This is a genomic window from Pedobacter montanisoli (assembly GCF_022809115.1).
Classification (GTDB): domain Bacteria; phylum Bacteroidota; class Bacteroidia; order Sphingobacteriales; family Sphingobacteriaceae; genus Pedobacter; species Pedobacter montanisoli.
The window spans coordinates 515522-539420 of record NZ_JALGBH010000002.1; the positions used below are offsets into that span (position 1 = coordinate 515522).

At 37.2% G+C, this 23899-nt stretch carries 21 protein-coding genes; 10 read left to right on the plus strand and 11 right to left on the minus strand.

Annotated elements, in window-relative coordinates:
* Positions 1-78 precede the first annotated feature (78 nt).
* The 3 genes from MMF97_RS10050 to MMF97_RS10060 all read right to left on the minus strand — a co-directional run bounded on the left by MMF97_RS10050 (position 79) and on the right by MMF97_RS10060 (position 4215).
* Complete coding sequence (locus MMF97_RS10050) at positions 79-1830, minus strand: OmpA family protein (protein WP_243362079.1); 1752 nt, start codon at positions 1828-1830, stop codon at positions 79-81.
* Positions 1831-2030: 200 nt separating this feature from the next.
* Positions 2031-2669 carry a uridine kinase family protein gene (locus tag MMF97_RS10055; protein WP_243362081.1) on the minus strand — a complete coding sequence of 213 codons (639 nt, stop codon included), beginning with the start codon at positions 2667-2669 and terminating at the stop codon, positions 2031-2033.
* Entirely contained in the window at positions 2659-4215 is a 1557-nt protein-coding gene (locus MMF97_RS10060; RefSeq protein ID WP_243362083.1) for a LysM peptidoglycan-binding domain-containing protein, read from the minus strand. Before MMF97_RS10060 ends, MMF97_RS10055 begins: the two co-directional genes overlap by 11 nt.
* A 156-nt stretch (positions 4216-4371) precedes the next feature.
* Here MMF97_RS10060 and MMF97_RS10065 point away from each other — a divergent pair, with 156 nt between their 5' ends.
* Positions 4372-4851 carry a Dps family protein gene (locus MMF97_RS10065; protein ID WP_243363303.1) on the plus strand — a complete coding sequence of 160 codons (480 nt, stop codon included), beginning with the start codon at positions 4372-4374 and terminating at the stop codon, positions 4849-4851.
* A gap of 87 nt (positions 4852-4938) precedes the next feature.
* Complete coding sequence (locus MMF97_RS10070) at positions 4939-6771, plus strand: UbiD family decarboxylase (protein ID WP_243362085.1); 1833 nt, start codon at positions 4939-4941, stop codon at positions 6769-6771.
* 56 nt (positions 6772-6827) lie between these two features.
* Here the strand turns inward: MMF97_RS10070 and MMF97_RS10075 are convergent, their stop codons facing one another.
* Together MMF97_RS10075 and MMF97_RS10080 are read right to left on the minus strand one after the other, a co-directional pair.
* Positions 6828-8357 carry an OmpP1/FadL family transporter gene (locus MMF97_RS10075; protein WP_243362086.1) on the minus strand — a complete coding sequence of 510 codons (1530 nt, stop codon included), beginning with the start codon at positions 8355-8357 and terminating at the stop codon, positions 6828-6830.
* 28 nt (positions 8358-8385) lie between these two features.
* Positions 8386-9327 carry a hypothetical protein gene (locus MMF97_RS10080; protein ID WP_243362088.1) on the minus strand — a complete coding sequence of 314 codons (942 nt, stop codon included), beginning with the start codon at positions 9325-9327 and terminating at the stop codon, positions 8386-8388.
* Between the two features lie 103 nt (positions 9328-9430).
* Between MMF97_RS10080 and proS the strand changes: the two genes are divergently transcribed.
* The 5 genes from proS (at position 9431) to MMF97_RS10105 (ending at position 14204) form a co-directional block, all read left to right on the plus strand.
* The gene (proS, locus tag MMF97_RS10085; protein ID WP_243362090.1) at positions 9431-10903 is read left to right on the plus strand and encodes a proline--tRNA ligase; all 1473 of its coding nucleotides are present in this window, start codon (positions 9431-9433) and stop codon (positions 10901-10903) included.
* A gap of 6 nt (positions 10904-10909) precedes the next feature.
* A complete protein-coding gene (locus tag MMF97_RS10090; protein WP_243362092.1) occupies positions 10910-11608 on the plus strand; it encodes a hypothetical protein in 699 nt (232 codons plus the stop codon).
* Between the two features lies 1 nt (position 11609).
* Entirely contained in the window at positions 11610-12749 is a 1140-nt protein-coding gene (locus tag MMF97_RS10095) for a cystathionine gamma-synthase (protein ID WP_243362094.1), read from the plus strand.
* Positions 12750-12831: 82 nt separating this feature from the next.
* On the plus strand, positions 12832-13692 hold the full coding sequence (locus tag MMF97_RS10100; protein WP_243362096.1) for a TIGR02757 family protein: 861 nt from the start codon (positions 12832-12834) through the stop codon (positions 13690-13692).
* Positions 13693-13700: 8 nt separating this feature from the next.
* On the plus strand, positions 13701-14204 hold the full coding sequence (locus MMF97_RS10105) for a YdeI/OmpD-associated family protein (RefSeq protein ID WP_243362097.1): 504 nt from the start codon (positions 13701-13703) through the stop codon (positions 14202-14204).
* Between the two features lie 278 nt (positions 14205-14482).
* Here MMF97_RS10105 and MMF97_RS10110 read toward each other — a convergent pair whose 3' ends face one another.
* From MMF97_RS10110 to MMF97_RS10130, 5 genes are read right to left on the minus strand one after another with little or no spacing between them, the layout of a single operon-like run.
* Positions 14483-14911 (minus strand): hypothetical protein, encoded by a 429-nt coding sequence (locus MMF97_RS10110; RefSeq protein ID WP_243362100.1) that lies wholly within the window; start codon positions 14909-14911, stop codon positions 14483-14485.
* 12 nt (positions 14912-14923) lie between these two features.
* Positions 14924-15670, minus strand: coding sequence for a copper homeostasis protein CutC (locus MMF97_RS10115; protein WP_243362101.1), 747 nt, complete (start codon positions 15668-15670; stop codon positions 14924-14926).
* Positions 15670-16680, minus strand: a complete 1011-nt coding sequence (locus MMF97_RS10120; RefSeq protein WP_243362103.1) for a N(4)-(beta-N-acetylglucosaminyl)-L-asparaginase — start codon at positions 16678-16680, stop codon at positions 15670-15672. Before MMF97_RS10120 ends, MMF97_RS10115 begins: the two co-directional genes overlap by 1 nt.
* A 1-nt stretch (position 16681) precedes the next feature.
* On the minus strand, positions 16682-17482 hold the full coding sequence (locus MMF97_RS10125; RefSeq protein WP_243362104.1) for a nitrilase family protein: 801 nt from the start codon (positions 17480-17482) through the stop codon (positions 16682-16684).
* 22 nt (positions 17483-17504) lie between these two features.
* Positions 17505-18650: a methionine aminotransferase gene (locus tag MMF97_RS10130; protein ID WP_243362107.1), complete on the minus strand. Its 1146-nt coding sequence runs from the start codon at positions 18648-18650 to the stop codon at positions 17505-17507.
* Between the two features lie 86 nt (positions 18651-18736).
* On the opposite strand from MMF97_RS10130, the gene MMF97_RS10135 reads away from it, so the two are divergent.
* Genes MMF97_RS10135 through MMF97_RS10145 form a run of 3 tightly spaced genes read left to right on the plus strand, consistent with a single transcriptional unit; the run spans position 18737 to position 21420 of the window.
* Positions 18737-19507, plus strand: coding sequence for a queuosine precursor transporter (locus tag MMF97_RS10135; RefSeq protein ID WP_243362109.1), 771 nt, complete (start codon positions 18737-18739; stop codon positions 19505-19507).
* Between the two features lie 13 nt (positions 19508-19520).
* Positions 19521-20756, plus strand: a complete 1236-nt coding sequence (locus tag MMF97_RS10140) for a sterol desaturase family protein (RefSeq protein WP_243362110.1) — start codon at positions 19521-19523, stop codon at positions 20754-20756.
* Positions 20731-21420, plus strand: coding sequence for a lysoplasmalogenase (locus MMF97_RS10145; protein ID WP_243362112.1), 690 nt, complete (start codon positions 20731-20733; stop codon positions 21418-21420). The genes MMF97_RS10140 and MMF97_RS10145 overlap by 26 nt, the downstream gene beginning before the upstream one ends.
* On the opposite strand, the gene pbpC is transcribed toward MMF97_RS10145, so the two are convergent.
* Positions 21417-23786 (minus strand): penicillin-binding protein 1C, encoded by a 2370-nt coding sequence (gene pbpC, locus MMF97_RS10150; RefSeq protein ID WP_243362113.1) that lies wholly within the window; start codon positions 23784-23786, stop codon positions 21417-21419. The genes MMF97_RS10145 and pbpC overlap by 4 nt on opposite strands.
* Positions 23787-23899 lie beyond the last annotated feature (113 nt).

The following is a 23899-nucleotide window of genomic DNA, read 5'->3' on the forward strand; positions in this document are numbered from 1 at the left end:
ACTCGATACGGAATCTACTAAGGAGATACTGAAATAAGTTCAAGATGACGAAATGGAGTTCAAGCACCCTCTAAATAATTAGTAATTTAATACCTTAATTTCTGTTCTTCTATTAGCCTGATGTTCTTCTTCCGAACAATTTACACCGTTTGCACAACGGTTTAGCAATTTGGTTTCTCCATATCCTTTTGCAATTAATCTGTTTCTTTCTATACCATTAGCCACTAAATAATTTACAGCTGCTTCTGCTCTGCGCTGAGATAATTGCAAGTTATATTTATCGTTTCCTCTGCTATCGGTATGTGAAGAGAGTTCGATTTTTAACGATGGATTTTGTTTCATAATTGTCACTACATTATCGAGAATAATAGCGGCATCAGAACGAATATCTGATTTATCAAAATCATATAAGATATTTTTTAATACCCATTTACTACCGTTACTCAATTCGCATACACCTAATTTTAAAGTTACATACAATGTTTTACTGCGATCTAAACCTTTAGTACTTACCAGTTCAGTTTGCGAATAACGTCCTTGTTGATTGGCTACAACAGTAAAGTCTGATTGTGCATCTAATTGGTAAATGAATTTACCTTGTACATCTGAGGTTTGGCTGATGTTGTTTTTAGAACTGGTATTGGTTAAAACAGTGTTGATGCTCGCTAAATTTACACCTTTTACGCAATCAAAAGTTTCTCCAACAAGCGTAAACCTTGGATCGTCGTGGTAAATCTCTTTAAAGATCACAGACGAACTGGTTTTAAAATCTTCATCGGTTAAAGTAAGAAGAGGTGTTTTAATACCATTTTTCTCACCTATAATTTGATAAGTTCCCGGTGCAATGCTTACCATTTTTTGTGCCTGACCATTTACATCTGTAATTGATTTTTCATTTAATGAATTGCCATTTATACTAACGGTTACACCACTTAAAGCAAGTCCTGTTTGTTTATCTTTTACCACAACCTGTAAATCTTTTTTGTTGATTTGAGGTTTTATTGTTTCTACAATTGGTTCATTTTTAATGGGTTCTGTGGCTTTTTTAGATTTTCCAAAAATGAATTTGATACCAGCTCCTGCGTTAAGACTTTTATGTAAAGTATTTTCTTGTATCCTAACTTCGTTGTAATGATCCAAATAACCACCTTTTATACCAACTTTAGGATCTATTGGTGTGTGTTCTACGCTTTTCTCAATGGTAAATCTGCTGGGTTTTGATCCAAACCGGGTTCCGAAAGTTTGTACATAGTCAACATGGGCAAACAAAGCAATTTTAGGAGAAAGGTTATAATTTAAACGTAAACCGCCTAAACCTGCCCAACTGTTTGCTTTATTACTGGCATCGTTAACAGTGTATTTGATATCATAATTTGCGGTGCTTAAGGGATTACTGTAAGTTAGTGTGGTTGTGTATTCAGGAAAATTCTGCATCATTAACCCACCACGTACATAAATCTCGGCATGAAAGCTGTTTTTGGTAAATTTATAGCTAGGACCGAAAGTGAAGAGATAATCCTGAAAACGGGTTTCATTCTTGTAATTAGTGCCGATATTGCCGTTCGCAAACATAAAGCTATCTGCCTTGTTAATTCCATTTTGGATAAACCGGGCATCTATACCCAAACCAAATTTGTTGCCTTTAAAGTACTTATCCAGAAAAAGACCTCCAAAAAAACCGGTCTTGGTTTCTCCAATCTTTTTATAAGTATCGAGAGGAAAACTTGCTCCGCCCTGTAATCCTATTTGAAAATCTCCTCTTGGTTTTTCTTGTGCAGCTGCTAAAAATGTAAGACCTAGTAACATTAATGCAAGTGAAAATCTTTTCATATCATTCTATTTAACATTCAACATTCTGTTTATTAATTTGCGCCTTTTGGCGTTTCAATAATTAATCAAACAGAGGTTTAAAATGTTACCCCTTTTTATGAAGAAAGGGTAGAAAGAAAAGAATGCATATTTGGCAAAAGGGTAAAAAAAAGTCGTTAGCGAATAAGCTAACGACTATAATTGAATCTAATTTTAGAGTTCTATAGATTATATTTCTCCTTGATTTCGTTTGAAATTTCTTCTGTTTTTGCAATAATTACTTCAGGAACATCCACATTATTTACCACTATAATTTCACATGTATCTTTAAAAGGAGCTAAATATTGTTTGTAAGCAGGTACAACATGATTATGCCATTTGTACAGTACATCATCTTCAGGATAACCTCGCTCTAAGCCATCACGTTTAATTCTGCGTTGTAGCGCTACTTCTTCATCTGCTTCAATAAAAATCCTGGTATCTAATAGCTCAGAAATTTCTTTGAAATGTAATATAAATAAACCTTCAACAATTAAAATTGGAGCTGGACTAATCTCTAATATCTTAGTTACTGCTAAGGGATTGTTAAAATTGTATTCCTTTTTGTAAACAGTTTCGCCATTGATGAGTTTTTTTATATCCAACAGAAATTGCTGATCATCAATGGTGCTTGGCAAATCAAAATTGTATAATTTGTTTTCTTCTTGTGTCATTTCTCCCGCAGGAATGTAATAATCATCCTGAGAAACCAAGGTTACCTCATCGGTTTTAAAATGGTGAAGAAAAGTATTTAAAAAGAAGGTTTTGCCCGATCCGCTTCCGCCGGCAATACCAATTATTAAAGGTTTGTTATTGGTCATTATCTTGAGGTCCGTAAGTTAAATGGCAGAAAAATCTTTTGTCTAAAGCACCAACTGCATCAGCAACAGCTTTGGTCATTACAATGATCACATCTTTAGTGGTCTCATTTTCAGTAAATTTTCCAACTACTTTAGCAAAGGTAGAACGGTTGGTCATAGGATTGGTTATTTTTATTATAGTACCCACCGGTGCAGTTTTGTGTAAGATCAGCATTTTGGCAGGATCCAGATCAGGATCAGCAATCCAAATTCCGGTTCCTTTCTCTTCTACCTGATTTAATCCATAAGTTGCAGCAGATCGTTTTAATGCCGGAGTAATCATAGTGGAAGGAGAAGAATCTGTTTCGTCATTTTCCTCATTGCTATTTGTAGCATTGACTATTTTATCGCCCTTGATGATCAATTTTTGTCCAACCTTGAGCTCATTATCTGTTAAGTTATTGGCTTGTTTTAGCTGGTAAGTTGTTAGCCCATATTTAGAAGCTATTGCATAAATGGTTTCTCCTGCTTTTACGGTATGTTCAAAGCTTTTCTCATTGGTAGAAATGGGCTTAGTTACAGCAGTATTTTCTGTTTCAACTTTCTTTTGAACAGGTGCAGGTTGGGTTTTTTCTACCTCGGCAACGGCTTCTTTATTGCCTGGAATTTTAAGGGTTTGACCCGGTTTTAAATTATAAGAAGTTAATTTGTTAAACTGGATCAATTGGTAGGTAGTTAGATTATAACGAGCCGCTATATTGTAAATTGTTTCATTATCCTTAACTGTATAGTTAAAGCTGGGTTCATCAGTTTTGCTCTCTATGGTATTTGCAGCCTTTTCGATGGTGTTTTTAACTTTTTCTGCAGGAGCAGGATTATTTGCAACACTCTCGTCTTTATTGTTCTGAATTTTTAAGACCTGTCCGATCTGTAAATTGCTAGAACTTAAATTGTTTAATCTCTTGATGTCTTCTACAGTAGTACCATATAAACCCGATAAAAGATTAAGTGTTTCTTTAGCTTTTACAGTGTGCTCAATAACACTTCCTTGTTGAGCCTCTTTAACAGTAGGTGTAACTGTGTTATTTTCTACAGGAACATTTGCTGCAACATTGTTGGTTTTAACAAAAGGTATTTTTAAGACCTGACCTATCTGTAAATTGCTTGAAGTTAAATTATTAAGTTGTTTAATTTCGTTGATTGTGGTGCCGTATTTCTCGGCCAGCATATTCAGATTGTCTTTAGCTATTACGGTATGTTCAAAAAAGCCAGCATTTTCAGCTGATTTTCCTGTATTTTTAGTCACTGCATTAAATGCTAACTCTGTGGGTACTTTAACAATGGTTCCGATTTGCAGATTTTTGTTTTCGTTATAGCTGATTACATCCTTAACATTAACATTATATTTTCTTGAGATAGAATAATAGCTTTCTTTGGGATCTACTTTGTGGATAATAACTTTTTTACCATTGATGTTTTCTACACCGATTGAATCGATTGGGTTTGATGCCCGAACAATGAATGTGCTAAGACAAATCGTGGCGAGAAAGATATATTTTTTAATCATTAACATTTCAATTTTTGAGCCTACAATAATACAAATAATATAGATTAACTACATTACTTAATCAAAAACGGAAACAGGGGCATGCTATTGTACGATTTTGCTTTTATTTAAAACTAAAATGACTAATATTTGTTATTAAGCAAAGAATAAATACAAATTATGGCTAAGGAAATCGATCTAACAGAAAAGCAGGTTAGACCTGTAGTAGATATGCTAAATGAATATTTGGCAAATTATCATGTACATTATCAAAAATTAAGAGGATGTCACTGGAATGTTAAAGGTCCGCATTTTTTTACATTACATATAAAGTTTGAAGAGCTTTACACCAATGCGCAACTTACTATTGATGAAATTGCTGAGCGTGTGCTAACCTTAGGTAAACCACCTCATAGCCGTTTTGCTGATTATATCAAAGAATCGAGCATAAAAGAAGTGAATACCATTGGCATGAAAGATACAGATATGGTAGAAGAACTGTTAAATGACATGACCAGATTAATAGAATTTGAAAGATCTTTGCTGGAAGAAACTGACAAAGTAGGAGATGATGGATCAAATGATATGGTTAACCGTTTTATGCAGTTTAAAGAGAAAAATATCTGGATGCTTAAATCTTTTTTAGGTAAAAAATAAGCTAAAAGTAATGTTCTAAAAAAAGGCCACGGATTTAAATCTGTGGCCTTTTTGTTGAGTATAATCGGTAATTCATATCTTTGGCGCATGGGCTATAAAAGTTTATCAGACTGTATAATTGATTTAGAGAAACATGGTCATTTGATTCGTATCAAGGAAGAAGTAGATCCCTACTTAGAGATGGCGGCTATACATTTGAAGGTTTTTGAAAAGCAAGGCCCTGCACTTTTATTTGAAAATGTAAAAGGCTCGCCTTTTAAGGCCGTATCTAATTTATTTGGCACCTTAGAGCGCTCCAAATTCATGTTCAGAGATAGCTTAAAGCGCGTAGAAGAATTAGTAGCATTGCGAGGCGATCCGATGAAGGCATTGAAACATCCTTTAAAGTATGCAGGATCTGGTTTAACGGCATTTAAAGCATTGCCTCTTAAACAATCGCTTTTTAAAAATATATTTCAAAAAACCACGATAGACCAGATCCCACAGATTGTACACTGGCCTATGGATGGCGGAGCATTTATTACAATGCCACAGGTTTATACAGAAGATATCGATAAGCCAGGTGTAATGAATGCCAACTTAGGGATGTACAGGATCCAGTTGAGCGGTAATGAATATATACACAATAAAGAAGTAGGCCTGCATTACCAAATACACAGAGGAATTGGTGTACACCAGACTAAGGCCAATGCTAAAGGAGAACCTTTGAAAGTAAGTATTTTTGTGGGAGGTCCGCCCTCACATCCTTTAGCTGCAGTAATGCCTCTCCCTGAAGGATTGTCTGAACTTACTTTTGCCGGAGCCTTAGGAAATCGCAGGTTTAGGTATTTTTATGATGATGAAGGGTTTTGCATATCTGCTGATGCCGATTTTGTAATAACAGGTACTGTTTATCCGCATGATAATAAACCCGAAGGACCTTTTGGCGATCATTTGGGGTACTATAGTCTTACCCATCCGTTCCCGGTAATGAAAGTGCATCATGTTTACCATAAAAAAGATGCCATATGGTCTTTTACGGTGGTAGGCAGGCCACCGCAGGAAGATACGAGCTTTGGTGCCTTGATTCATGAAATAACAGGAGCAGCCATGCCCCAAGAAATAGCAGGTTTAAAAGAAGTAAATGCGGTAGATGCCGCTGGCGTACATCCTTTATTGTTCGCCATAGGAAGCGAGCGCTACACACCCTATTTAAAAGAGCGCAAACCGCAGGAGATTTTAACCATAGCCAACCAGATATTGGGTAAAAACCAATTGAGCTTGGCTAAGTACTTATTAATTGCCGCTAGGCAGGATAATGAACAATTGAGTACACAGAATATAGAAGGTTTCTTACAACATATTCTTGAGCGTATCGATTTTAGCAAAGACCTGCATTTTTATACCAATACCACTATTGATACTTTAGATTACTCAGGTGAGGGTTTAAATTCAGGTTCTAAAGTAGTTTGGGCTGCAGCAGGAGAGAAGAAAAGGGAATTGTGGCAACAACTACCTGATGATTTTAAATTGAACACGGCTCCAGCCATGGCCATAGCCATGCGGGGTGTATTGATTTTACAGTTAGATGTTTACAAAGAAGCTAAAGAAGAGAAAAACAAAATTGCTGCTTTGAAAGAAGAGCTGAAACGATTTGACCTCAAAGGGTTTCCTTTAATTGTACTATGTGATGATGCACATTTTACAGCGGCTCATATCAATAATTTGGTTTGGGTTACCTTTACCCGGAGCAATCCAGCTGTAGATATAGATGGAGTTCATGATTTTATAGAGAACAAACATTGGGGTTGTAATGGCAGCCTGATCATAGATGCACGAAAAAAGCCGCATCATGCACCTGAATTGATTAAAGATAAAGCAATTGAAAAGCGCATAGAACGTTTGATGGAACGAGGTGGTTCATTAAACGGCATACTATAAAATAAAAAAGGTTGAGCATTTGCTCAACCTTTTTTATTTATCTGAGAATGTTCTGTTTAGAACTTTATGCCAAAAGTAAGGAATACATTATTGTTAGTAGTTTTTAGATTTGCTACAGGTTCATTGCCGTTATTTAAAGTATAAGGAATATTAGTTCCATTATTTTCAACACGTTGATAAGCCAGATCAAAATAGTAATTGTTAATTCTGTAACCTAAACCTCCACTGTAAAATTTGGTATCAAAATCATTGTTGCTGTCATTTTTATAAGGCGATCCATTTATACCAAATCCGGCTCTGACACTTAAATTATCAACAGCTTTAAATTCTGCACCAACACGGTAATTTATAGCGCTGGTATAATTGTTTTTTACAGTAGCATTACTACCTGTAATTTCTTCGTGAGTTCTGCCATCGTTAGATGAAAAACGAATGCTCGAATAATCTACAAAATCAACATCCGCAGAGATTAAACCTTTGTTGCCAATTACATAACTTGCACCCAGAGATCCTTTTAACGGCGTTCTAAGGTTATATCTGAAGTCATATATCTGAGCTTTGTTGGTAATTACATCATTAGAGATTTTATTGTCAATTTTCTCTGAGTAACTATCATCTATTACGAACCAGGTTGGAGTTTGTAGGGTAGCACCAATTCTGAAATTGCTTACAGGTCTGAAAATTAACCCTAAACGGGCATTAATACCAGAACCTTTAGTCTCCTGATTTTGTACATAGCTTAGTCTGTAATTTTCTCTTGGTCCGTAGCCATCACCAGGATCGTAAGTATTTAAACTTCCCGCTTCAATAAATTCGGCATCACTGGTATATCTCAGATTAATAAGACCAACATTTGCACCAATATAAAACTGGTTAGAAAAATTTAAAGCTCCGGCAATATTGAATTCAGAAACAGAGCCGGCTCTTACTTCATTTTTCTGCTGATTATTTGCAGAAAATGCATTTCCTGCACTTGATGCAGTGTACATATTAGGATTACCGGGTGTATTAAAATTAATCAGATAACTATCAAACGCCATTCCTTCCAATGAATTTTTGGAAATGGTAAAGTTATTAGGATCTTTTGACCGATTGGCCAGATCAGCAAAAAAATGTCTGATAGAGTTATTGCTATTCTGACCCCCATAGCTTGATTCTAAAGCGTAATCATTATTTCTTGCATAACCCAGCCCAAAAACAGAACTGATCAGCCCTTTTTTAGTATCTTCTCCTTTTTTCTTATAAGAAGGTGCGTACAATATTACACCCAATTGGTTTAAATTAAGCGTTCCTTTATTGGTTCTGCTATTTTTACCTGCTAAATAACTGCCATCAACTCCGGTATGGTTAAATTCAGGAGTTAATGAAAATTCAGAACGGGTAAATAAGCCTAATCCGGCAGGGTTTCCACTTAGAGAACTCATATCACCACCTACACCAATCTGCGCATTACCCATTGCTTTAAAGCGGGCAGTACTTCCATAATTTAATTGTGAGAAGCGTAAACCATCGCTACCATATTGTGCATAAGCACCGCTTGCAGAGGCTACCAAGCCTATTACAAGCATAGAAAATATCTTGTTCATGTGTGTGTTTATTGGTTACGTTAATAGATTATCTGCCTCCACCTCTTGATGGTCTGCCACCGCCACCACCTGTAGATGAACCGCTACTGCTACCGCTACTTGTTGAACCTCCTGTACGTTCACTACTGCTACTGCTTGGTGGAGGAGTATAAGTAGGACGATCAGGTGTATAAGAAGGTCTGGTTTCAGGACCCCTGCTTGGTCTGCTCTGTGTAGTTCTATTGGTTGAAGTACCATTTGTAGTAGGGTTATAAGCTTCAGGTCTTCCGCCGGTACGTCCGTAGTTTCCATTATCTACAATACCACCAGTTCTGCCTGCGGTTCCACCGGTTCTGTCAATAACAGTTCCGTTTGGCCTGTAACCAACTCCATTATCTCCACCTCTTACAGGTCTTGGACGATAGTTTTCATTGTTTCTTACGATAACATTACCACCCCAGTAGCCGCCGCCCCAATAACCATTACCCCAGTAACCGCCACCCCAGCCATAACCTCCATACCATGGGTTATAATAAGAATAAGGACCCCAAGTGCTCCAGTAATAAGGTGAACCATAGTATCTCCAATTGTAATAAGGAGAGTACCAACTGTAATAAGAAGAATACCAAGGATCATACATGCCATTATAGTAATAACCCCTGTAATATGGATCATACCATGAATTGTAACCATAATAGTTGTAATAATCATCATAATATGGTCTTAAACGGTTCCCGTAGTAAAAACGATCTATTCTAGAATAGTAATCCATATCATAATTTGGATCACTTGAAACATAAGTAGAATCGTTTAATCTGCGATACTCGTCATACTGCACAGGAGGAGCAGGCTTATATTCTTTAGCCTGAGCTGTGCTGTTGTATACATCATCTTGCAGAGCAGCCTGCTGCGCAAGTTTAGATGTAGAGCATGAAACAGCAAATAATGCTGTAAATGCAAGTACAGTAACTAATAATTGTTTAGGTTTCATATTATTGAGTTTTAAGTGTGTTCTGCTTAAATAATCACTATAAATTTATAGCTTTGCATAGTAATATACAAGAAATTTAACACAAAAAACGTTCCAATTAGTTATGAGCAAGGGCATTTCAAGTAAAAATGACGATTATTCGCAATGGTATAACGACATTGTTATAAAAGCAGATTTAGCAGAACATTCTTCGGTAAAAGGTTGTATGGTAATTAAACCGTACGGCTATTCAATCTGGGAGAAAATGCAGTCTGTTTTGGACTATAAATTTAAAGAAACAGGTCATCAAAATGCTTATTTCCCCTTATTTATACCCAAATCGTATTTTTCCAAAGAAGCAGCCCACGTAGATGGTTTTGCTACAGAATGCGCTGTAGTAACACATTACCGTTTAAAGAACGACGGTAATGGAAATATTATTGTGGATGAAGAAGCGAAATTAGAAGAAGAATTAATCGTTCGCCCTACGTCTGAAACCATTATATGGAACACTTACAAAGGCTGGATCCAATCCTACCGTGATTTGCCATTACTGATTAACCAATGGGCTAACGTAGTACGTTGGGAAATGCGTACCCGTTTGTTTTTACGTACCACCGAGTTTTTATGGCAGGAAGGCCATACCGCCCACGCCACAAAAGAAGAAGCCATAGAAGAAACAGAAAAAATGTTACATGTATATGCTGATTTTGTAGAAAACTGGATGGCAGTACCTGTAATAAGAGGCAGAAAAACCGAAAACGAGCGTTTTGCAGGTGCCTTAGATACTTATTGTATTGAAGCATTAATGCAGGATGGAAAAGCTTTGCAAGCAGGAACTTCTCACTTTTTAGGACAGAATTTTGCCAAAGCATTTGATGTTAAGTTTACCAGCAAAGAAGGTAAACTGGAACATGTATGGGCTACTTCATGGGGGGTTTCTACCCGTTTGATGGGTGCTTTGATTATGGCGCACAGCGATGATAATGGTTTGGTTCTTCCACCTAAATTGGCTCCTACACAAGTAGTCATTGTACCTATCCATAAAGGACAGGAAGAACTGGATAAGATCACCAGTTTTGTAGATGAATTGATCCCTCAGCTTAAAGCTTTGGGTATATCTGTAAAATATGATGATAGAGATAGCCAACGCCCTGGATTTAAATTTGCAGAATATGAACTTAAGGGTGTTCCTGTACGTATTGCCATAGGTGCACGCGATATGGAAAACCAAACGGTTGAAATTGCCAGGAGAGACACCAAGGAGAAAAATACAGTTGCTCAGAAGGGATTGGCAATGTATATTGCTGATCTGTTAAATAATATTCAGACCAGTATGTTCGAAAAAGCCTTGAAGTTTAGAGATGAACATATTACTGAAGCGAACAGCTACGAAGAGTTTAAAGAACTTTTAGAAACTAAGACCGGTTTTATTGCTGCGCACTGGGATGGAACTGTAGAAACAGAAAAACGAATTAAAGAAGAGACCAAAGCTACAATAAGATGTATTCCTTTAAACAATAAACTGGAGGATGGTGTTTGTATCTTAACAGGCAAGCCTTCTAAACAACGCGTGTTATTTGCTAAGGCATATTAATTGAACATGGAAGAAGAAAACAGCAATTATAATCAGATACTTGAAAAGTTAGAGAGCAAGGCTTCAATTAAACAAGAGATATACAGAAATACGGTTGAAGTTTTTGCACTTGCAAAAAAAGTGCTTTCAAAAACAGCTTCACGTTTACATCAGGATTACTCAGTTAAAGACCCTTCTGTAGAGGTTTTTTACAGAGAAACTAACCAGTTTGAGGCTGAGCTGAAGTTTTCGGGCGATATGCTGATGCTTTCTATGCACAGCAACATTTTTAATTTTGAACCCGGGCATTCTATTTTTCAGACCAGTTATGTAAAAGCAGATCCAACCCTAAGTTATTGCGGGGTAATCTATCTTCATAACTTTTTGGCCGATTCAATTAAATACAATCGCTTGGCAGATGAAGGGATGCTGGTTGCCCGTATTCTTGTAAATAAAGAGAAACGTTTTATAGTTGAAGGAGAAGGTGCACTTGGTTTCTTATATGAGGTGTTTGGAGATGATGTAATCAATGAAGAAACCTTAACAGATATACTTGAAAGAGCTATTCTTTTGTGTTTAAATAATGATCTGCAATTGCCTCCTTATGCACAGGTTAAAGATGTAACCTTACACCAAAAACAATCTATTATGGCAGCCAGTGGTTATCCTACAGGAAAAAGATTAGGCTATCAATTTAAATCAGAGACACAACAAAATAATCAATAAGATGAAATTTGCAACAAAAGCTATCCATGCAGGGCAAGAGCCTGACCCAACAACGGGAGCGGTGATGACGCCAATTTACCAGACTTCTACTTACTGGCAAAAATCGCCCGGCGACCACAAAGGTTACGAATATTCGAGAGGTACAAATCCTACGCGTAAAGCCTTGGAAGATTGTTTGGCGGCACTTGAAAACTGTAAGTATGGTTTAGCTTTTAGTAGCGGTATGGGCGCAACAGATTGTGTTCTGCGCCAGCTTAAACCCGGCGATGAAGTAATTACAGGAAATGACCTGTATGGTGGTTCATACCGTATTTTTACAAAGGTTTATGAGAAATATGGAATTAAATTTCATTTTCTGGATCTGTCAAAACCAGAGAACATCATTCCATATATCAATGCAAATACCAAAATGGTATGGATAGAAACACCTACCAATCCAACTATGCGTATCATTGATATTGAAGGTATGGCTAAAATAACCAAACAACATGGTATTTTGCTAACCGTTGATAACACCTTTGCTTCACCTTATTTACAAAACCCAATAGATTTAGGGGCTGATTTGGTTATGCACTCAGTTACCAAATATATTGGCGGTCACTCTGATGTGGTAATGGGCGCATTGTTAACCAATAACGAGCAGTTGTACAAAGACTTGTTCTTTATTTATAATGCATGTGGTGCAACTCCGGGACCGCAAGATTCATTTTTGGTTCTAAGAGGGATAAAAACGCTTCATTTACGCATGAAAGCACATTGTGAGAATGGTGAAAAAGTAGCCCGATATTTAAAAAATCATCCTAAAATTGATAAAATTTACTGGCCGGGTTTTGAAGATCATCCTAACCATGATGTTGCTAAAAGGCAAATGAAAGGTTTTGGAGGTATGGTTTCTATCACGCTAAAAGATGCAGATTTACAAGAAACTTTCCGTGTGGCTTCACGCTTTAAAGTTTTTTCATTGGCCGAATCATTGGGTGGAGTAGAAAGCTTGGTTAATCACCCAACAACCATGACTCATGGCTCTATACCAAAAGAAGAACGTGAAAAGGTAGGTGTAACTGATAATTTGTTGCGTTTAAGCGTTGGTGTTGAGGATATTGATGATTTGTTGGCGGATTTAGAGCAAGCACTTGCGTAAGGTTTAATCGTTTAACTGTTTGAGCTGGTTAATGCGCTTCTATGGGTTAACTAATTCAACGATCTCTGCAATTAAACAAAACATGCAAATTACAGATATTAAAGATTTTTTGGATGCTAAGGTTTTGCAGTACAACCAACCCGGTTTTATTGCCAATGACCCGATCAGCATTCCACATCAGTATAAATTAAAACAGGATATTGAAATTGCCGCATTTTTTGCGGCAATTTTAGCTTGGGGGCAGCGGAAAACAATCATCAATAAGTGCAATGAATTGTTTTTGAGAATGGATAACCAACCTTATCAATTTATCTTAAATCATTCAGACCATGAGCTGAAAGCTTTATTAGAGTTTAAGCATCGTACTTTTAATGATACTGATCTGTTGTATTTTGTTGAATTTCTTAAGCAGCATTACAAGAATTCTTTGTCTTTAGAAGATGCCTTTTTACCCGTTAAAAGTGAATTTAATTTTGCCTACTTAGATATTGAAGCCGATAATGAAGAGCTCAAGCTCAGTTCTTCGGCCTGTATGCAAAGCCAGTTAATTAAGCAAAATCTAAGCGCAGAAGCGGCTTTAAATCATTTCAGAAAATATTTTTTCAGTCTTCCCGATTTTCCCCGAAGAACCATGAAACATATTTCTTCTCCGATACAAAAATCTACCTGTAAACGTTTAAATATGTTTTTAAGGTGGATGGTAAGAAAAGACAATTGTGGGGTAGATTTTGGTCTTTGGCACAATATAGATTCTTCAATGCTGATTTGCCCATGTGATGTGCATGTTGACAGGGTAGCAAGAAATTTAGGCCTGATTGAAAGGAAACAAACCGATTGGCAAACTGCTGTACAATTGACTGATAAGCTCAAAGAATTTGATCCTGCAGATCCGGTTAAATATGATTTCGCACTTTTTGGAATAGGTGTAGAAGAAAAATTTTAATTTTAGGTATGGTAAGTTTCGAGGCTGAAATAGAAAAATTTGATCAAAAGGGAGAAAAAACTGGCTGGAGCTATGTTTTTGTTCCAAATGCAATAGCTGAACAGATTAAAGCCGGCGATAAGAAAAGTTTCAGAGTTAAGGGTAAAATAGATCAGGTTGAAGTTAGCGGAATGTCTTTGGTACCTATGGGTGAGGGCGATTTTATCTTGGCTTTAAAAAGTAGTCTGCGTAAAAAACTGAGAAAAGAAGAAGGAGCCAAAGTGTTATTGCAATTAAGCTTTGATGCTGATTTTAAGATTGAAATGCCCGATGATCTTGAACTTTGTCTTTCTGATGAACCTGAATTTTTGAATACTTTTCTTAAGATGCCCAAATCGCACCAGAATTATTACATCAATTGGCTCAATTCAGCAAAAACGGAACCTACCCGTACCAAACGTTTGGTAATGATTGTTGATGCCATGGCTAAGAAATATGATTTTGGACAAATGATTCGAGCTTCTAAACAATAGGCAGAATTTATAATCTATTAGAGAATTGTGACATTGAATTTGGATTGTCACATTGAGCTTGTCGAAATGTTAACAATGCAAATTTACCGCTAAAAGATGCTGAAACGAGTTCAGCATGACGGTAAGAGGAAAGAAAGTGAAAAAATAGCGTCACCCTGAATTTATTTCAGGCTCTATTTTAACCTGATTCAATAAAGCTATGCGTTCTATGTGGTTAATTAACGATTTAAGAAAGATGTTGAAACAAGTTCAGCATGACAGTTCTGTTAATATTGATTTTACTCAACCTTTTTCATTCTGGAGAAAGGATAACCATTGCATCCCTTTTTAGGATTTTCCCTATCGGCGGCGGCAGTTTTTTCGGCTATTTCATCTGTTTCGGCTTTATAAACCGTAAGGCAAAATCCCCATTTCCAATCACCCATGTTTTCAAAGGTCATGTAATCTATGCGGGTATATTTACCTGCATCGAATTTATTGGTAGAGGCATTTTTTGCAATTAAATATTGCTTTTCGGGTACCCATTTAATGATATGGTATTTGATGTTTGTACCCTGCGTCCATACGGTATCATTCACTTCGTATTTTATACCATAATCATCTGTGAAATTACCAAGGGCAAATGCAGGAGCTTTTTTCCCAATCTGACCAAATACCGATAAAGAAATAAGAAGAAAACCCAAAGAAAGGATTATATTTTTGCTCATTTGATTTCAGATTTATGGATGTTTAGTATACTTGTTAATTTTTGTAACGAGTTGTTCAACTTTTACAGACGAGGTGAGTTCATAAGCATATTCATCTTCAATATCACCCATTTTAGCTTGTTGATTTTTGAACATCATTTTACTACGTACAATATCTTTTGCAGAAGCATGGTAACAAGGTGCAGCCGTAGTTTCAATTAATTTTTTGATGTTATTGGTATTGATTCCGGCACCCGGCATAATTTCTATTCGTTTATTGGCTTGTTTAACCAATTGAGCAAGTTTATTGGCTCCCGCAAGGGCAGTAGGTTTTGCCCCTGAACTTAATACTCTTACGATACCTAACTCAATCAAATCCTCTAAAGATTTTGGAAGATTATTGCTCATATCAAAAGCCCGATGAAAGGCAACAGGCATAGAATCCGCAATTGTTTTTAGAATATGGATGCGTTCTTTGTCTATGTCGCCATTGGCTTTGAGTATGCCTGTAACCACTCCGTGGCAGCCTAAGGATTTACAAAGTCTGATGTCCTCTTTAATCAGTTCAAACTCTATGTCGTTATACAGAAAATCGCCACCTCTCGGCCTTATGATAGGCCAGATTTCTATGGACAGGTTTTCTATACAAAGTTTAATCTGTGCATAGCTTGGAGTTGTTCCTCCTTCGGCTAAATTATCACAAAGTTCAACCCGCTTTGCTCCGCCCTGTTGTGCAGCTAAAGCAGAAGCATAAGAATTTGCGCAAACTTCAAGTAGCATTAATAGTAACTTAAAGATTTAATCAGCAGATCTTGTTTCTCGTTATTGCATACCGCATAACTAAAGCCTTGTTGTATGGCATAGCTGCCATATTCGCCTTTTTTATTTAGGGCCAAGAAACCTACCTGTATATTTTTAGCTGTTTCAGGTTTTTTCTTGATGATACGCATAACAGCTTCTTTACAAGCTTCGGCAGGAGAATAGCCTTGACGCATCAGCTCTACTACCAGAAATGAACCTACGTTTCGTACCACTTCTTCGCCAACTCCAGTTGATGTTGCTCCGCCTACTTCATTATCTACATACAGACCAGCACCAATAATAGGACTATCGCCTACACGGCCATGTAATTTATAAGCCATACCGCTTGTGGTACAGGCACCAGAAAGATTTCCATTGCTATCTAATGCCAGCATGCCAATTGTATCGTGGTTGTACTGATTTCCGGGTAATTTAGTAGGAGTGGTGTTGTAAAGCTTGTTTTCTATATTCATAACAGGCTCGTATTTGGCTGTTTTAAGCCATTCTTGCCAGTCTTTTTTGCTTTTTTCGGTAAGAAGGTTCTCTTTTTTAAAACCTTGTTCTAATGCAAATTGTAATGCTCCGTTTCCTGCCAGCATTACGTGAGGTGTTTTTTCCATTACCTTTCTTGCCACAGCAATGGGATGTTTGATGTTTTCTAACGCTAAAACAGCACCACAATTTCCCTTATCATCCATGATACAGGCATCCAAAGTAACAATACCATCGCGGTCTGGTAAACCACCATAACCTACAGATTGGTTGGTTACATCGGCTTCGGCATTCTGTACGCCCAATTCAACGGCATCCAACGCAGTTCCATTTTTGCTTAATATTTTCCAAGCATCTTTATTGGCTGCTATCCCAAAATCCCAGGTTGAAATTACAATAGGTTTGCCAGAAAACGCAGCAAGTGCTGTTTTATTATTTAAAGCAACAGCAGCAGAAGCTAAAACGGTGGATTGTATAAATTTTCTACGGTTGATCATGTTAATTCAGGTTAAAGGTATCAGCATCTTTTAAAAATGGGAACTGACGTCTTGTTTTTTCTAAATCTGTGTAATTGATACTGAAAGTGTACAAATCTTCGTCTTCAGGTTTATAATAAACAGTATTACCTAAAGGATCTATGCACATAGAATGTCCGCTGTGGTAAATCTGGTCACCATCATGGCCAACACGATTGACACCAATTACATAGCTTTGATTTTCAATAGCACGGGCATGTATTAGGGTGCGCCAGTGTGCAGATCTCTTATCAGGCCAGCTGGCAATGATCAGTAGTAAATCATATTCGGCGTCTTTATTACGTAACCACACTGGAAAGCGTAGATCGTAGCAAATAGCCAGACGTATTTTCCAGCTTTTCAGTTCTACAATCAGGGCATCTTTTCCGGCAGTATAATGTTTGTCTTCACTACCCAATCCAAAAAGATGACGTTTGTCATAATGCTGGTAACTTCCATCAGGCAACATCCAGATCATGCGATTATAGTAATTGTTGTTTTCTTTTATAATCAGACTTCCGGTAACTACGCAATCGTATTTACGTGCCATTTGGTGCATCCATTGCATAGTATTGCCATCCATTTCTTCGGCAAGCTGCTCCGCATTCATGGTAAAGCCGGTATTGAACATTTCGGGCAGCACAATGAGATCGGTTTTTTCACGTAAGCCAATAGATAGTCGTAAGGCTAAATTTTGCAGGTTTTTTTCGATATTCTCCCAAAATAAATAAGCCTGAAATACGGTTATTTTCAGATTTTGGATATTTAAGTAATGTGGTTCCATATCAATATCTTGTTCTATAAAATTAAACCTTTATCAATTTTTCAAAGGCTTTTTGTAAAGTTTCTTCTTTTTTTGCAAAGCAAAATCTAAGGGTTCCCTCGTCCGGATTTTTACTGTAAAATGCCGAAACAGGTATTGCTGCCACACCAAAATCTTTGACCAGTCGTTCAGCAAAATCAAGATCTTTTTCGTTGCTTATATCCTTAAATGTTACACATTGAAAATATGAGCCCTTGCAGGGTAAAAGTTTAAATCTGGTTTGTGCAATTAAATCTCTGAAAAAATCTCTTTTCTTTTGAAAGAAAACGGAGATTTCAGGGTAAATATTTTCCTGATTCAAATAATTGGCTATTCCAGCCTGCATAGGCGTGTTTACACTGAACACATTGAACTGATGAATTTTTCTGAACTCGTTCATCAATCTCTCAGGTGCCATGCAATAACCGATCTTCCATCCGGTGGCATGTAGCAATTTACCAAAAGATGCAACGATAAAGCTTCTTTCAAATAATTCAGGATATCTTGCAATGCTCTGATGTTCCTCGTTATCAAATATAATATGTTCATATACCTCATCACTTAAAATGAGGATATCGGTGTTTTTGGTTAATTTGATTAAGGCTGCAATATCTTTTGGTGTTAATATAGTGCCTGTTGGATTATGTGGTGTATTCAGGATAATAAGCTTGGTTTTAGCTGTAAATAGCTTTTTTACCATTTCCCAGTCTATCTTATAATCGGGGGCGGTAAGTTCAAAAGGTTTTACCAAGCCACCTAACAGTTTTATGGCAGGTGCGTAACAATCATAGGCTGGTTCAAATACAATCACCTCATCACCCGGATGAATAACGGCAGATAAAGCGGTAAAAATAGCCTGAGTTCCTCCGGCTGTGATGGTAATCTCTGTTTCGGGATTGTAATTTGCTTTATACAGGCGCTCAACTTTCTCAACAATATGTTCACGTAACCGGATATTACCAGCCATTGGTGCGTATTGATTATGCCCACTTTTCATGGCATCATTAATACATTCAATTAAGCGGGCATCTGGCATAAAATCAGGAAAACCTTGCGAAAGATTAATGGCATTGTAATCTGCTGCCATTTTAGACATGAGCGAAAAGATAGTTGTACCAACGGTAGGAAGCTTTGAATTAAGGTTGATCATCTTTGCGAAATTAACAATTAAATTGATATACCTGATTTTGCTTAAAGTTCAATTCTTATTTATTAAAAATTTGTACTTTTAATTTTATGACCTTTAAAACTAAAGAAAGCCGATTACTATTGGTATTGAGTTCCTTTTTTGTGGCTAATGCCATTATTTCTGAATTTATTGGGGTGAAGATATTTAGTGTTGAATCCAGTTTAGGCATCAATAAATTTGATATTAACCTGTTTGGTGTTCCCAACCTGTCATTTAACATGTCTGTTGGCGTAATTACCTGGCCTGTTATTTTTATCATGACAGATATTATCAATGAATATTTTGGTGTAAAACAGGTAAGGTTTCTATCCGTTTTAACCGCTGTTCTTATTGCTGGTGCTTTTGTAATTGTGGCTGCCGCTATGTGGTTGGAGCCTTCAGATTTTTGGGTTACCCAACATGTTGATGGAAAGGAAGTAGATATGCCAAGAGCATTTCAGGCGATATTTGGACAGGGTATGTGGATCATTGTGGGGTCGATTACTGCTTTTATCTTTGGGCAGATGGCTGATGTACTGATCTTCCATAAAATCAAAAAAGTTACAGGCGATAAGGCATTATGGTTAAGAGCTACCGGATCAACAGTAATATCCCAATTGATAGATAGTTTTGTGGTTATATTTATTGCTTTTTATTTAAATCCACAGTTTAACTGGAGTTGGCAAATGGTAGCTGCCATTGGTTTGGTAGGCTATACCTACAAGTTCATTATTGCTTTGGCTATGACCCCAATTCTGTACCTTATGCATGTAGCTATAGACAATTATTTAGGTAAAGAACTGGCAGCAGATATGATTAAATCAGCTACAAGAGAATAAATATTTTGAGATTATGAAAGTAGATTATATAGCACTATCGGTACCTATTTTTTTTATCCTGATAGGTGTTGAACTGGCTTATGCTTTTTACAAGAAGCTCAATTATTACAGGTTAAATGATTCTCTTGCAAATTTGAGCCAGGGTATAGGCTCGCAGATTGTAGGATTGTCTATGAAAACCATCTTGTTTTTTGGATATAAATATATTTTTGAGCACTGGCGTTTATTTGATCTGCCACATAACATCTGGATCTGGATTATTCTCTTTATCGGTGTTGATTTCTTTTATTACTGGTTTCATCGTATGAGCCATCAGGTCAATGCACTTTGGGCTGCGCATATTGTGCATCATCAATCTGAAGAATACAACCTCACTGTAGCTTTACGCCAGTCGTGGTTTCAGGGTTGGTTTTCGTGGGTGTTTTACCTGCCTTTGGCATTTATTGGCTTTGATCCTATTATGTTTTTAACCCTGAGTTCTTTTAATACCTTGTACCAATTCTGGATTCATACCCGGGCTATTAAAAATATGGGCTTTTTGGAGTATATCATTAATACGCCGTCACATCACCGTGTGCATCATGGTTCAAACCCTAAGTACATTGATAAAAATCATGCAGGTACCTTAATTATCTGGGACAGGATGTTTGGTACTTTTCAAAAAGAAGAGGAGGAGGTTTATTACGGAATAACTACTCCACTAGCCAGCTGGAATCCGGTATGGGCAAATGTGCATTATTGGGTTGAGTTATGGCAAACTGCTCAAAAAGCGGATGGAATGGGGGATAAAATCAGGGTGTTTATCAAGCCTCCGGGTTGGTTTCCCGAAAAATTGGGCGGATTTAAATCTGCACCTGAAATAGATGTAGTTAATTATAGAAAATTCGATGCCAATGGAACCGCATCCGTAGTTTTTTATGTAGTATTTCAGTTCTTGATTGCTTTAGGCACCGGCTCTGTGTTGTTATTTATGTTTGCTAAGTTTGGATGGTTAACCAATGTGCTATTGGCTTTGTTCACAGTATCTACCTTACTTACCTGTGGGGCATTGCTCGAGAAAAAAAGATGGTTAAACCCAGCTGAATATCTGCGCTTTATATTAGGGGCATTTATTGTTTACCATTTTATGCAAACAGGTTTTTCAAATCAGGTTGTGTATCTTTCTGTTGTGCTTTTATTGCTCTCTGTAATCTTATTTATATTTCTCAAACGTTCTTTGAACCATGATCAAAAATTATCCTCAATTTAGTTTCGGTTTTGCCATTATTGCCTTTGCCGAGCTTTTTGCCATTGTAAACGGCTTTGATGAGTTAAGGTATTTTACCAAATCGGCCATTTGTATCTCGCTGATTATTTTTATTATTTTATCGGTAAAGCGCAAGGGTAGGTTTACCAAGCGGATAATAGGTGGTTTGTTTTTTTCTTTATTGGGCGATATTTTCCTGATGTTGCCCGTTCATACGGATACATTTTTTATTTGTGGCATGGTAGCTTTTTTAACTGCACACCTGTTTTACATATTTGCTTTTTACGTTGATGCATCAAACGAAGTTAAGGTTGAGCATAGAAATGCGCTGCCTGTCTTTTTAGTTTACATGACTTTTTGCGTATCTGTTTTTTTATACCTGCGGCCGTATTTAGGTGCTTTAAAAATCCCGATTATGGTGTATTGTTTTGTGATTACCATGATGGGAATCATGGCTGCACTGCGTTATGGCAAGACCAATTTCAGGAGTTTTAAATGGATCTGCTGGGGATCGATACTTTTCATTATTTCTGATACGGTACTTGCTTACAATAAGTTTGTTGCTCAGGTAGATTATGCGCCACTCATCATTATGGTAACTTATATGGGGGCACAATTTTTAATTACTACGGGTACAGTAGAACGTAAGTACGTAAAGAAGAATTAATGCTTGCCTTTTGATTTGTCCATTACAGTAAACACCTGCACCAGTCGTTCTCCCTTATCATCAACTAAGGTAAGCGTGTGTTTGCCTGCAGGAGGATTTACGGCCATTTGATGAAATGTTTTGGTACTGCCGATATATTCTTCATCTAAATGCCAGTAAACAGTTGCGTTAGTACGACGATGAGCTGCTTCTAATATCACTTTACCCCGACTACCATCAAGTTCTAAAGGAATATAAACCAGAGCATTATTTTTAGGATAAATCATTTCCATGATACCACTTTCTCCGCTTTCATTACAGCCAGGCATAAATGGGGGTAAAGGACGGTAATCGGCATGTTTTACCTTATAGTAATATTCCATGGTAGCAGGCAATATGAACCACTTTTCGTGGCGCATTTGTGTTGGGCTCATGCAGGCATCAGTAACCTGAAATGTACCCTGAGGATTTAAATGTATTAATTTATGATAAGGGCAAATAGCGGTTTTTTCTCCTGCAGGAGATATTTGTTCTAATACTTTTTCTGTACAATATTCTCCTGCCTTATATCCACTTTGTTTACAAACTTCTATTTTTTTGAGTTTGGTTTGTGGTACCGCAAACCATTTGTTATTGGGTAATAACCTAAAAATATCAAACATGACGGGAGCAGAGGCTTCAATTCCGGTCAAACCTGGTCTGCCTTCGCCATCGGCATTGCCTACCCATACACATACCACATAATTAGGGCTTAGACCAATTGCCCATGCATCTCTGAAACCAAAACTGGTACCGGTTTTCCATGCGATGCGTTGTGAAGAAGAGAATTGCTCCCATAAACCTTCGTCGCCGGGGCGCATCACTTCTTGCATGGCATTAAAAGTAGCCCATATGGCGCCATGATCTAAGATGGAGTTTGGTTCGGGTTCATGTTCCTTTGTCTTTTCTTCAAGCTTGTAGCTTTGTACACTATAATCGGCTGCGTTGTATTTACCCTGGTAAAGATTATAATGGTTTAGCGTGCGGGCCATGCCTAAATAAGCTCGGCACAAATCCCACATGGTAACTTCACTACCCCCTAAAATCAAAGATAATCCATAATGATCGGCAGGCTGATTTAATGTGCTAAAATGCAGTTTTTTCAATTTATCATAAAAGCGTTCGTATTTGTATTGCTGCAACATTTTTACGGCAGGTATGTTTAATGATCTGCTCAATGCTTTGTCTGCGGCAATGGCACCATCATAGCCTAAATCATAATTCTGCGGCTTATAGCCTGCAATCTGAGTAGGCACATCGGGGATCAAAGTATGTGGTAAAATCAATCCATCGGTTAACATACTGGCATACAATAAAGGCTTTAAGGTACTGCCCGGACTGCGAGGAGCCTTGATCATATCTACATGGCTTTCAAGTTCTTTGTTTTCAGGTTGAAAATAATTACCTACATAACTCATTACATGGCCTGTTTTTACCTCAATAACCAAAGCTGCAATATTGTTAATGTCATTGGCTTTATACCTGTTATGGTATCTTTTTAAAATATTATTGACTTCTAATTGCAGATTGTAATTTATGGTAGATTTTAGCCGTGTATCGTTCGTACGATTTTCTTCTTTAAACCTGTTCAATAAATGGGGGGCATATTGTGGTAAAGAAATAGGACGACCCGGAAGTGGTTCTGTTTTGGCTAAATTTGCAGTTTCCCGGTCTATGTATCCGAGGGTTACCATTTTATCGAGCAGGTTGTTTCGTTTTTGGGTTAAACGTGTTGTGTTCTTTCCCGGATGTACCAGCGATGGCGAGTTGGGCAGGACAGCTAAAGTTGCCATTTCGCCCCATGATAAGCTTCCGGCATCTCGGCCAAAATAACGCCAGCTTGCTGCTTCAAGTCCAACCACGTTTGTGCCAAATGGTGCGTTTGCAGCATATAAAGCTAGTATTTCCTTTTTGCTATGTGTAAACTCCAGTCTAAATGCCAAATAGATTTCTACGATTTTTTGCCATAGCGTACGGTCTTTTTTTCTTGACAGGCGTATTACCTGCATACTGATTGTGCTTCCACCACTCACTACACTATGGGCTTTCAGATTTTGCTTCATGGCACGGCTTAGTGCCATAAAATCTACACCAAAGTGGTGGTAGAAACGCTTATCTTCAAATGCAACAATGCATTTCGCAAATTTATCGGGAACGGTATCGCTTTGCGGAAAACGCCATTGTCCATCTTTGGCTATGGCTGCGCTTAATAAATCGCCATTAGCGGCTTCTACAATATATGAAGTGGGCGATTTAAATAATTTCCCCGGCAGTGAAAATACAAAGCATAAAAACAATAAAAGACAAATCAAATCAGTAATGACCAATGTCTTTTTTAATTTCTTCATTTTTTAAGGGTAACAAAATTCCATAGCAGCTGATTTGTTATAAAATCAGTTGCTATGGAAAAGATTTATGCATTTATACGTTTTTCGGTGGGCTTTATCCGTTTTATCTTTAT